Here is a 12,057-nt window from a genome sequence, read left to right as displayed (position 1 = left end):
AATAAACCTAGAAAATGGAACATTCTTTCAGTGAAGGAACCATTTTGTTGTTGCATCAATGATTCATCATCTTCCGAAAGAGAGGGCATTTATTTATATGAAAGCAACTGGTATCGTTCGACGTATTGATGACCTCGGGCGCGTTGTTATCCCAAAGGAAATCCGCAGAACACTTCGGATTCGTGAGGGAGACCCGCTTGAGATTTTTGTAGACAGAGATGGAGAGGTTATCTTAAAAAAATATTCTCCAATCAATGAGCTTGGTGATTTTGCAAAAGAATATGCAGAGAGCCTTGCAGACAGTACAGGTCATGTCGTGTTAATTGCTGACCGTGATACATACATTGCGGTAGCTGGCGGATCCAAGAAAGATTATCATAATAAAAGCATCGGTAAAGTAGTGGAAGCATCCATGAGTGACAGAAAAACTTTGGTTGAATCCAACGGAGCTGATGCTGAACTAATCGATGGGATCAAAGAAAACACATCCCATGTTATCGCGCCGATCATCGCAGGTGGAGACCCGATCGGAGCAGTCGTTATGATTGGAAAAGAAGGCAAGAAGCTTACAGAACTAGAGCAAAAACTTGCTGAAACTGCAGCTGGATTTTTAGCAAGACAGATGGAGCAATAAGAAAGAGCGATTCTGCTCTTTCTTTTTTTTGCGCTGTTGGAACGAGTTGCCTTCCTAATGATGTGCCCTCTTTACGTACCTGTGGTGAATCTCATATCGCAAGGCGATATACACGGACTATGGTATAATACCTTGAAATTATGTTCATCCAAAACAGAATGTGTCGACAATTGTCGTCCCGGGAAATATAAATGCTATAAATTTTGAGGTACTTCATGAAATCAAAGAAATATTCCGTATGGGAAGGGGCTTTGCTGCTTACTGCAGCTGCCATTATCGTAAAATTACTTAGCGTCGTTTATCGGATCCCTTATCAGAACATGACCGGTGATTTTGGTTTTTATGTGTTTCAGCAAGCTTATCCGTTTTATGCGATTGCGGTTGCTATTGCGTTTACAGGATTTCCAATGGCTTTATCAAAAATGATCATTTCAGAGAAGAACAACGATGATCATTTAATCAAAACAGCAGCATGGACTTCTGTGATGTTAGGTTTATTGTCGTTCGTATTCTTGTTTTTCGCGGCACCGTTTATGGCAGAATGGATGGGAGATCGGCATCTTGAGCTGCCGATCAAGGTAATCTCCGTTCTATTTCTGTTCATTCCACTTTCCGCATTTTTTAGGGGGGCATATCAAGGGCTTGGCGATATGCAACTGACTGCTGTTTCGCAGTTGATCGAACAGACCATTAGAGTTTCAGGCATCTTACTTTTATCTTATTATTTCGTATTAAAAGAGTATTCGAGTTACGAAACAGGAGCAGCAGCTCTCTCAGGATCAGTCATTGGCGCACTCGCGTCAGGGTTGTTTCTTTTATACTTTTGGAAAAAAAGAGCTGCGGGTACTTTTAGTACTAGAGCAAGATTCAGGTTCCTATATGCCGCAGAGCTGTTGAAGACGAGCATCTATTTGTCATTAAGCGCGCTGATTTTAGCTTTAATGCAGCTTGTTGATGCCTTTCTTTTCATTAATGTCTGGATAGAAAGCGGTATGGATGCTTATGACGCGAAACTTCTAAAAGGAGTTTTTGATCGTGGACAGCCTCTTCTTCAATTAGGAACAGTAGCAGCGGCATCTGTAGCACTTGCTGTCGTACCGGAGATGGCATCTCTCGTTTCAGAAAAGAAACAAAAAGAGATTCGATCTCTTGCAAAACTCGCTGTAAAAATTTCAGTCGTTTTTGGTGGAGCGGCTGCAGTAGGGCTGATCTGTATTATGAAACCCCTCAATGTTATGCTGTTTAAAAATGATAATGGATCATTAGCTCTAGCTATCCTTTGTATATCGATTATTTTTGTATCGATCATCTATACGACAACAGGACTTTTACAAGGGATCGGTCAAGGAAGATTTGCGGCCTACACCGTTCTTATAGCAGTATTGATAAAGATTGCGGGTAACTTGCTTCTTATTCCTTCTTTCGGCATGGAGGGGGCGGCAGTATCTACTGTATCGGCTACTATGGTTGCAGCGATTGCCCAACTGTTGAAGCTTCAGTTCGTTACGAAGTTTTTAAACGGAAGCAGAATAACAACACCACTCAAACTATTGATATCTTTAAGCTTGATGGGTGCAGGTGTATGGACATGGATGTATATGGCTGAGAACTATTTATTCTTGGCTGACACTCGGTTTCAAGCGATGCTGAGTAGTATTAGTGCTTCATTTATTGGTGCAGTAATTTACATCCTATGTATCTTTATGTTCAAACTATTTTCTCAAAGTGAATGGAATTCAGTCTTTCATTCTATTGGTTTTATTCAAAAAGTGTTTAAACGTCTTAAAAAAAGGAGACCATGATGACGAAGAAGATTACGATTATCGGTTTAGGTGCAGGAGATCTAGACCAGATGACACTTGGCATCTATCGCATGTTAGAATCAGCTGAAAAAGTTTATGTACGTACCATTCATCACCCTGCAGTCGAAGAATTAATGAAACAAGGAAAACACTTTGTAGCGTTTGATGAAATCTACGAAAAACACGATCAGTTCGAACCGGTGTATGAAGAAATTGCTGAAACTTTATTCCATAAGGCAGAAGAAGAGGGCCATGTCCTTTATGCTGTGCCGGGTCACCCGTTAGTTGCAGAGCAAGCTGTTCAGATTCTGCTTCATCAAAGTGAAAGTAAAGGGATCGAGGTTTCGGTAGCAGGCGGAAAGAGTTTCCTTGACGAAATGTATACGTCGCTTAAGATCGACCCGATCGAGGGGTGCCAGATTCTTGATGGGACCTCTTTAAGAAAAGATGAGGTTCAGATTAGACATCATCTTGTTATCGTGCAAGTATACGATAACTTTATCGCTTCTGAAGTGAAGCTCACTCTGATGGATAAGTATCCAGATGATTATGAAGTAACTGTCGTCACCGCAGCAGGCAGTGCAGAGGAGTCTATCAAACGCGTCCCTCTATACGAGCTAGATCAATCTGTAACATTAAATAACTTAACAGCTGTCTATGTTCCTCCAGTAAAAGAAGAAGAACTGCTGTACAGAGACTTTGCTTTTTTAAAAAGTGTCATAGCTCGACTGCGCGGCCCTGGAGGCTGTCCGTGGGATCAAAAGCAAACACATGTTACGTTAAAGAAGTATTTGATCGAAGAAGCTTATGAAGTATTAGAGGCGATTGACGAAGAAGACGATGATGCTCTTGCTGAAGAGTTAGGCGATGTGTTGCTTCAAGTTCTGCTTCACGCACAAATTGGTGAGGATGAAGGCTTCTTTGCTTTAGAAGACGTGATTGAGGCGTTAACCGAGAAAATGATTCGTCGCCATCCGCATGTGTTCAGCGATGTTTCTCTTGATGATGCAGACGAAGTTGTTGCCAATTGGGATGCTATAAAATCACAAGAAGCAGGGAAAGAAGATCGTGAGTCCTTACTAGACGGTGTGCCAAAGGGCATTCCAGCTATTCAAAAAGCGTTTCTTTTTCAAAAAAAGGCAGCGAAATTCGGTTTTGACTGGAAAGAGGTAGAGCCGGTAGTCGATAAGATCTTAGAAGAATTAAAAGAGTTTCAAGAAGCGGAAGGTGACGAACGACAAAAAGAATTAGGTGATCTGTTGTTTTCGGTCGTAAACTTAGCACGCTTTTATAAGATTGATCCTGAAGAAGCTCTAAATGAAACAAACCGTAAGTTTAAGAAGCGCTTTAACTACATCGAGCAGGCACTTAAGGAGCGTGATCTTTCGTTTGAGGACGTTACTTTAGAGGAAATGGACCGTTTTTGGAACGAGGCAAAATAATTTTTTTTTCAACAAAGAAGGATTATAGTGAAAAATAGAGAATATTTTCTCGAGAAATATCATGAAACCCTTAACTATAAGGGGTTTCTAGCGAAATCTTTGATAGAAACCTTAGGAGGTAATTAAAATGAACAAAAATGAATTGGTAACAAATATCTCAGAAAAGTCAGGACTTACTAAGAAAGACGTAGAAACAGTCGTTAATGGCGTAATCGATGAAATTACTTCTGCTCTAAAAGACGGAGACAAAGTACAGTTTGTTGGATTTGGAACTTTCGAAACTCGTGAGCGTTCTAGCCGTACTGGCCGCAACCCTCAAACAGGTAAAGAAATTCAAATTCCAGCAGCGACTGTTCCGGCATTTAAAGCAGGAAACAAGCTGAAAGAAGCTGTTAAGTAAGCATGCGCTTAGATAAATTTCTGAAAGTCTCGCGCCTGATCAAACGGAGAACCGTGGCGAAAGAGATTTCAGATCAAGGTCGTATCTCCATTAACGGTTTGCAGGCGAAGGCTTCCTCTGATGTAAAAGTAGGGGACGAGCTTGCGATCCGTTTTGGTCAAAAGCTCGTAAAAGTTAAGATTAACGAGCTCAAAGATACGACAAAAAAAGAGGACGCGGATAACATGTATACTGTCCTCGAAGAAAACCGCATCGAAACGACTGAGTAAAGAACCTGATTTTTTCAGGTTCTTTTCTTTTTTTGCGAAAAATTTGGATCACTTACGAATCATTGTCATTTAACAAGCAGAATTGAAGGGGTTGTTTTTCAGCAAAGCAATCCATACAGCTTGTTCTATTCTCTACTCTTGTCTCATACATTTGTATGGAATAGAGGAGGGGAATGTATGGACCAACGATATGATCTGAATGGATATAATCAAAAAGTGAGCACACCAAATCACGATGTAAGAATGATAGGAAGAAAGAATTTAGAGATCACGGGTGTTAAGCAAGTTGAAAGCTTTGATAATGAAGAGTTTTTGCTTGAAACAACGATGGGCTTTTTAGCGATCCGCGGGACAAACTTGAAGATGAAGAATCTTGATGTGGAGTCAGGTGTTGTAAATATTGAAGGCAAAGTATTCGACCTCGTTTACCTGGACCAGCAGACAGGCGAAAAGACTAAAGGCTTCTTCGGCAAACTGTTCAAATGACCTTAACTGTACAGTTTGAAACTATGCTTTCTATGGTTTTCATGGGAATCTGGATCGGGATGTCTGTCGATACGTACAGCCGATTCATTCATGAAAAACGAAAGTGGCATTGGCTTCATTTTTTTAACGATCTGATGTTTTGGCTGGTACAGGCTTTGCTGGTCTTTTACGTTCTTCTGCACGTGAACCACGCGGAGATTCGATTTTATATTTTTATTGCTCTTATTTGTGGATATGCGGCGTACCGAGCGCTCTTTGAACGAATCTATAAAAAGATACTTGAGTGGATGGTCTCAGCGGTTGCATCACTTTTTCGTTTTTTATACCGTTTGCTTAACTCTTTAATCGTTATGCCGATAAAATGGTTAATTATGCTCATATCCGCAATTCTTTTATATGTACTTAACATCTTGCGAAAAATTATTATGGTACTATTCATGATTCTTTTTTCTCCTTTTAAGTGGGTTGGAAGACTCATATGGCGTTTCATACCAAAGCAAAAATGGTATAATTTAAAAGAGAAATATTTAAAATTTGCAGGGTTTTTAATTTCTGCGAAGAATAAAGTCAGCAATTGGAAGGGAAAAAAGAAGTAAAGGAGGGGAACAGCGAACAAATGCGCCAGAAAAAAATAACAGAGATTCACTCACAATACATCCAGAATAAAGAGCGTCATGAGCAAGTGATCGCTAAGCGTAAGCGTGGTTTATACAGGCGCTTAACGGGGGCTTTTATCGTATTTTCCTTTTTTGCTTTTTTAATTATTACGGGTATTGCAGAACAGCTCTCCCTTTTAAATGAAAAACAGATGGAACAACAAGAGTTAAGTGACGAATACAAAGCTCTTTTGGAAGAAAAGTCACAACTTAAAGATGAAGTGAATAAACTAAAAGACGAAGAATACATTGGAGAAATCGCCAGACGCGACTTTTTTATGTCAAAACCTGGTGAAACAATCTTTAAACTTCCAGAATAAAGCATTAAGCGTAGATTGACACGCAGATTTTTTCGATTGTATAATAAGTAATGATATCTTAGGAGATTTTTTAAGGAGGAGCATTTTTTGCATGTCAATTGAAGTAGGCAGCAAGTTGCAAGGTAAAGTTACTGGGATTACTCATTTTGGAGCGTTTGTAGAGCTGCCAGGGGGTACAACAGGACTCGTGCATATTAGCGAAGTTGCGGATAATTACGTAAAGGACATCAACGAATTTCTTAAAGTTGGTGATCAAGTCGAAGTTAAGGTTATGAGCGTCGAAAAGGACGGGAAGATCGGTTTATCTATCAAGAAAGCAAAAGAAAATGTTGCATCTGCTAGTAGACCAGCTCCTGCAAGAGGCGGATTTAACAAATCTCGCAAAGGTCCTAACCGAGGCGGTAACAACCATTCAACGGCATTGTCTTTTGAGGATAAGATGAACAAATTCCTTAAAGATAGTGAAGATCGACTCACTACTTTAAAGCGTAGTACTGAATCAAAAAGAGGTGGCCGCGGCGGCCGAAGAGGATAATTGTTGCATTTTTAATGCTCATTCATCTATATATATGGCTAGCACTCTATTCTTCAAGAATAGAGTGCTTTTTTATTTTTATCATTCTTTAGAATCAAGTTACTGTCGTTTATTTTGCATTGCTAAAGAACAAAAGTTTTTTCGGAAATCTGTTGCTAAAAATATCTTGTCATCTTTGAAAGTTGACTGGAGTGTAAGGTGCGAGACTCCTGCGGGACAGGCGGGCAGGTGAGACACTTAAGAGTGAAACGTACAAATGTGGCTCACCGCCTGCCCCGCGGAAAGCGAGCAGCCTGGAGCGGAAGTCAACTACCTCATCAACAAAGCGTAACTAATCAGTTCTTTAAATACCAAGCCAAAAAACTTTTTCGACAAATTTTCAAAGAACCGTTGACAGAGTGGTCGTATAGATGTAATATACTACTTGTGTCTTTTACAAATGGCGGTGTAGCTCAGCTGGCTAGAGCGTACGGTTCATACCCGTGAGGTCGTGGGTTCGACTCCCTCCGCCGCTACCATTTTTAATTTTGACATCTACATACAAACGTACAAGAGCATCCGCTAGCGGGTGCTCTTTTTTATTTTGTTTATTTGCTTCCCTTCAATAACTTTTTAAACATCTATCCTTTTATTTTTTTCTTCATAATTCTCCTTAATAACTTCAAAAATGAAACTTCCTTTTCTCTTTTTGTAAAAATGTTGTCCGCTTTTGCTCTTCTTTCGTGAAATAGTGGAGAAGTCCGTCGATAAGTTTTTAAAACCTTAACTGCTCTTTTGACAAAATCTTTGTTCTAAACCTGTTTATAATGGTTACACAAATTGGAAACGGGTGGTGTATGGGATGTGGCAAAAGGTGGAACAAGAAGTACTCGAACCGATTAGAGGAATGGTATGGGTAGAAAAGAGCCAGCAGGCGGTAACGAAGACGAGTAAGAGATGGCTTCAGATTTTGAACCAGAGCATTTTTAACTGGAGAATGCTGTTGTTTGGAATTGGTTTTTTGTTAGGACGAGCTATGATTCTAGCTGAGATGTCTCCATTTGCTTTACCTTTTGCGGCTAGTGTGTTCGTTTTGAGAAAAGAGCGGACAGGCATTGCTGTCTTTGCCATTTTGGCAGGAGCGATGTCACACCAACCGATGAACGCTTTGTTTTTTATTAGTGCATTACTCGTCTATGCAAGCCTTCAAAAAGGAGCAGATCTATTCATAAAGAATCGGATGCAAAGTCTTCCCCTATTGGTTTTCGGTTCTTCACTAATCACGCGAACCGTGTTCTCCATGTTTGGTGAAGGAGGATTAGAGCGGGTCGATACGATGCTTGCGTTAGTTGAAGGAGGCTTAAGCTTAGTCCTTACGTTAATCTTTCTTCAAAGCATACCGCTATTAACGAATAAAAAGATTCCACAATCATTAAAAAATGAAGAGATTGTCTGCTTGATGATCCTTCTTGCTTCTGTCATGACTGGGACGATCGGCTGGCAGATCAATGACGTTGCCGTAGAACATGTTGTTTCGCGTTACTTAGTGTTGCTGTTCGCCTTTGTAGGAGGAGCAGCGATCGGTTCTACTGTTGGTGTCGTGACAGGTCTTATCCTGAGCCTCGCACAAGTAGCAAGCTTGTCTCAGATGAGTTTACTAGCATTTTCTGGTCTTCTCGGCGGACTTTTGAAAGAGGGGAAACGATTCGGTGTAAGTCTCGGGCTTATAATCGGAACCGTCATGATCGGTTTGTATGGTGAAGGAAGATCTGAGATTACATCTACATTGATGGAATCAGGATTTGCTGTTCTGCTCTTCTTGTTAACACCGAAGACGGCAATCAGCAATATTTCAAAATATGTACCAGGTACAAGAGAACATTCCATGCACCAACAGCAATATTTGAAGAAGATTCGCGATGTTACCGCGAGTCGCGTTGAACGATTCTCAAGCCTTTTCCAAGCGCTCTCACATTCGTTCCAATCTGTCGGTTCTTCTTTAAATGAGGAGGATAGTACGCGCGAGGTGGATCTTTTCTTAAGTAATATTACAGAGAAAACGTGCCAGACTTGTTTTAAGAAGGAACAATGCTGGGCGCAGAATTTCACAACGACTTACGACCTTATGACAAGGCTCATGGTGGAACAAGAAGATTATAGTGATATTAAGGATCGAAAATTAAAGCGAGAATGGGAAAAGCATTGTATCAAGCCAGAAAAGATAACCGACTTAATGAAAAAAGAACTAACGCAATATCGAGCTTCTCAAAAATTGAAGATACAAGTTCAAGAAAGCCGTCGGTTAGTCGCAGATCAACTGATGGGTGTTTCACAAGTGATGGGTGATTTTGCAAAAGAGATCCAACGTGAACAAGCAAACCATCAAATTCAAGAAGAGCAGATCAAAGACTCTCTTGCTCAAGCTGGAATTGATATAGGTCACGTGGATATTTACAGTCTTGAAACATCTAATGTCGATATTGAAATGACGATTCCTTCTTGCAATGGTTCGGGAATCGCTGAGAAGCTGATCGCACCGATCTTATCTGACATTTTGGAAGAGACGATTCTCGTGACGCATGAAGATTGCGCGAACTATCCGACTGGCTTCTGTCATCTATCCTTTCATTCAGCGCGAGAATATGTGGTTGAGACAGGAATTGCTTCAGCAGCTAAAGGCGGGGCATGGCTTTCGGGGGATAGCCATTCGACGATAGAGATCGGTGCTGGAAAATTTGCTGTTGCCATTGCAGATGGAATGGGTAACGGAGAACGAGCGTTCATCGAAAGCAATGAAACGCTGCAGCTTCTGCAAAAAATTCTTCAGTCTGGTATTGAAGAAGAAGTGGCTATTAAGTCAGTTAACTCTGTGCTCTCCTTACGTACGACAGATGAAATCTTCTCAACACTAGACCTTGCGATGATCGATCTGCAAGATGCATCTGCTAAGTTCTTAAAGATCGGTTCGACACCAAGTTTTATTAAACGAGGAGACCAGATCAAGACAGTCGAAGCAAGCAACCTTCCGATGGGCATCATTCGAGATTTTGATGTAGACGTTGTCGATGAACAGCTAAAAGCGGGAGATATACTCATTATGATGAGTGACGGAATCTACGAAGCTCCCCGTCATATCGAGAATATCGATGCTTGGCTAAAGCGTAAGATCAGAGAGATCGACACCGAAGACCCGCAAGAGATAGCAGATATCATCATGGAAGAAGTGATTCGTTCAGGGAATAACGGGATCGAGGATGACATGACGGTCGCTGTGACGAAGATTGAAAAGAACATTCCAAAGTGGGCAACTGTTCCTCAATATCCGAAAGTCGCGATCAATCGGAAGAAAGCTCAATAGTTTATGAGAATAAGAGGCCGTTCTTTTATGTGAAAAAGAACGGTCTTTTTTGTTTGTAGTCCCTTGCTGTTGTAAGTGGACAGTATTTTGGCAAAAGTGGACAGTAAAATTCAACAAGTGGACAGTAAATGGGGAAGACTGGACAGTATTTATGTAAAAGTAGACAGTATTCACAATCCGACTTCCTTTAGTGATTATGTTTCGCGGGGTTCTCTGCGTATAAACCACCGCTTTCTTGACGAAGATGGTAATAGTTAAAATTCGTACTTGAGAGGGGTTAGCGTTATGCGAAACAAAGGAACGCTGCGTCAAATTTTGCTTATTACAGATGGGTGCTCGAACCAAGGTGAAGATCCGATCGCAATGGCGGCACTTGCTAACGAACAAGGAATAGCTGTGAATGTAATTGGCGTACTGAATGAGAATGCACCTGAGTATCATAGACAAGGTCTAAAAGAAGTGGAAGAGATCGCCATGGCAGGCGGTGGAATCAGTCAGGTTGTTTATACGAAACAACTCGCACATACGGTTAAGATGGTGACTCAAAAAGCGATGGCTCAAACGATAAAAGGTGTTGTAAATGCAGAGCTGCAACAGATACTTGGAAGTCAGTCTTCGATGGAAGACCTCCCTCCAGACAAACGAGGAGAAGTTATTGAAGTTGTCGATGAGATGGGAGAGACCATGAACCTTGAGATCTTAGTTTTGATTGATGCTTCAGGATCCATGGAAGACAAGATGTTAACGGTTCAAGAGTCTCTGCTTGATCTGTCTATCTCGTTGAACTCGAGAATTGGAGATAACGAGTTTGCACTCTATGTTTTTCCGGGCAAGAGAACAGAGGCAGAAGAACTTTTAAGTTGGTCTTCTAAACTAGAATCGATCGGTAAAACATTTTCAAAGATATCACTTGGCGGGATCACACCGACAGGTCCAGCTATAAAAGAAGCTATAGCGGCTTTTGGTCGTAAACGATCGTCAAAAAGGAGATTCTTGTCCGATGATGCCCCAGGATATTCGAACGAGTCCGGTATGTAACTTAGTTGCTGGTGAAGAAATACGCGGTAAGTGGAATCACTCCAGATATCGGATTCGGCGCCGTTTAGGTTATGGAGCAACAGGTGCCGTCTATTTAGCTGATTCAGATCGAGGAGTGGTTGCTCTTAAGATCGGACATGATCAGATGTCGATCACATCTGAAGTAAATGTACTGAAGCGTTTTTCTAAGGTCCAGGGGAAAGTCCTTGGACCTTCTTTAATCGATGTGGATGACTGGGTAACGCAAAGTACCACATACCCTTTTTATGCGATGGAATATTTAAAAGGAGAGACGCTCTTTGACTTTATGAAGACAAAATCTCCGGAATGGGCTGGAATCCTTCTCGTACAGCTGCTTACGGATCTGCATACGCTTCATCAAGCGGGATGGGCGTTCGGTGACTTAAAGCCAGACAACCTTCTTGTGACGGGCCCTCCTTACCGAATTCGCTGGATCGATGTCGGAGGAACAACGGTAATGGACAGATCGATCAAAGAATATACCGAATTCTATGATCGAGGATATTGGGGGAAAGGAACGAGAAAAGCCGAGCCATCGTATGATTTATTTTCAGCTGGCATGGTGATGGTGAATTTAGCTTATCCTTCCCGATTTACGAAAAATGGAGATGCTGATAAACAGTTTCAAGCCAAAATTGCAGGCAGTCCAATGCTTAAACCGTATGCACCTATCTTACAAAAAGCATGGAACGGAAAATACCGATATGCAGAAGAGATGAGAAACGAGCTTGTACTTTTGTTGAACGCTAACGATAAAGCGAAAACTCCTCAAGCGCATAGGAATTCGACGCAAAAACCTGCATCAAGACAAGCGCAAAAGAAAAAGAAAAGCAGCTTTATCGTAGAAACATTTTTAGTATTCACGTTTGTTTTTGTTGTGTACTTTTTTTACATGCTCGGTCAAACGATGTAAATAGTGTTCGTTCCTGCAATTCTTTGTTATGATTTTAAAAGGCATTTTCGTAGAACTTCGTTGCTCTTGGAAGTGGTTGCTTTCCGTTACAGGTTGCTCGCTTTCCGGGGGGCGTGCGTTGAGCCTCTTAGCGCTATTGCGCTGTTCAGAGTCTCACCTGTCCCGCTGATCCCCCAGGAGTCTCACACCTTGCACTTCAATCGA

The 12,057-nt window shown here is 41.2% G+C and carries 12 protein-coding genes and 1 tRNA gene; all 13 read left to right on the top strand.

Annotated elements, in window-relative coordinates; all coding sequences use genetic code 11:
- Nucleotides 1-97: 97 nt before the first annotated feature.
- The 13 genes from spoVT (at nt 98) to IHV09_RS21305 (ending at nt 11,853) form a co-directional block, all read left to right on the top strand.
- Nucleotides 98-634 (top strand): stage V sporulation protein T, encoded by a 537-nt coding sequence (gene spoVT / locus IHV09_RS21365; protein ID WP_197134462.1) that lies wholly within the window; start codon nt 98-100, stop codon nt 632-634.
- Between the two features lie 215 nt (nt 635-849).
- On the top strand, nt 850-2,436 hold the full coding sequence (locus tag IHV09_RS21360; protein WP_197265422.1) for a putative polysaccharide biosynthesis protein: 1,587 nt from the start codon (nt 850-852) through the stop codon (nt 2,434-2,436).
- The gene (mazG, locus tag IHV09_RS21355) at nt 2,436-3,878 is read left to right on the top strand and encodes a nucleoside triphosphate pyrophosphohydrolase (RefSeq protein WP_197265421.1); all 1,443 of its coding nucleotides are present in this window, start codon (nt 2,436-2,438) and stop codon (nt 3,876-3,878) included. Before IHV09_RS21360 ends, mazG begins: the two co-directional genes overlap by 1 nt.
- Before the next feature lie 127 nt (nt 3,879-4,005).
- Nucleotides 4,006-4,278 (top strand): HU family DNA-binding protein, encoded by a 273-nt coding sequence (locus tag IHV09_RS21350; protein WP_066238167.1) that lies wholly within the window; start codon nt 4,006-4,008, stop codon nt 4,276-4,278.
- Nucleotides 4,279-4,280: 2 nt separating this feature from the next.
- Nucleotides 4,281-4,547: an RNA-binding S4 domain-containing protein gene (locus IHV09_RS21345; RefSeq protein WP_066390530.1), complete on the top strand. Its 267-nt coding sequence runs from the start codon at nt 4,281-4,283 to the stop codon at nt 4,545-4,547.
- A gap of 177 nt (nt 4,548-4,724) precedes the next feature.
- The gene (yabP, locus tag IHV09_RS21340; RefSeq protein WP_066390532.1) at nt 4,725-5,033 is read left to right on the top strand and encodes a sporulation protein YabP; all 309 of its coding nucleotides are present in this window, start codon (nt 4,725-4,727) and stop codon (nt 5,031-5,033) included.
- Nucleotides 5,030-5,629, top strand: coding sequence for a spore cortex biosynthesis protein YabQ (gene yabQ, locus IHV09_RS21335; protein ID WP_197134453.1), 600 nt, complete (start codon nt 5,030-5,032; stop codon nt 5,627-5,629). The genes yabP and yabQ overlap by 4 nt, the downstream gene beginning before the upstream one ends.
- Nucleotides 5,630-5,649: 20 nt before the next feature.
- Entirely contained in the window at nt 5,650-6,009 is a 360-nt protein-coding gene (locus IHV09_RS21330; RefSeq protein ID WP_197134451.1) for an FtsB family cell division protein, read from the top strand.
- 91 nt (nt 6,010-6,100) lie between these two features.
- Nucleotides 6,101-6,544, top strand: coding sequence for a S1 domain-containing RNA-binding protein (locus IHV09_RS21325; protein ID WP_066390538.1), 444 nt, complete (start codon nt 6,101-6,103; stop codon nt 6,542-6,544).
- Between the two features lie 441 nt (nt 6,545-6,985).
- Nucleotides 6,986-7,062, top strand: a tRNA-Met gene (locus tag IHV09_RS21320).
- A 323-nt stretch (nt 7,063-7,385) separates the two neighbouring features.
- A complete protein-coding gene (gene spoIIE / locus IHV09_RS21315; protein ID WP_197134449.1) occupies nt 7,386-9,881 on the top strand; it encodes a stage II sporulation protein E in 2,496 nt (831 codons plus the stop codon).
- A 285-nt stretch (nt 9,882-10,166) separates the two neighbouring features.
- Nucleotides 10,167-10,919, top strand: a complete 753-nt coding sequence (locus tag IHV09_RS21310; protein WP_197134447.1) for a vWA domain-containing protein — start codon at nt 10,167-10,169, stop codon at nt 10,917-10,919.
- The gene (locus IHV09_RS21305; RefSeq protein ID WP_197134445.1) at nt 10,882-11,853 is read left to right on the top strand and encodes a serine/threonine protein kinase; all 972 of its coding nucleotides are present in this window, start codon (nt 10,882-10,884) and stop codon (nt 11,851-11,853) included. Before IHV09_RS21310 ends, IHV09_RS21305 begins: the two co-directional genes overlap by 38 nt.
- Nucleotides 11,854-12,057 lie beyond the last annotated feature (204 nt).

This window comes from Fictibacillus sp. 23RED33, from assembly GCF_015903925.1.
GTDB classification, from domain to species: domain Bacteria; phylum Bacillota; class Bacilli; order Bacillales; family Fictibacillaceae; genus Fictibacillus; species Fictibacillus phosphorivorans.
Note: the sequence above shows the minus strand (reverse complement) of the source record. Positions and strands in the feature narration are given on the sequence as shown.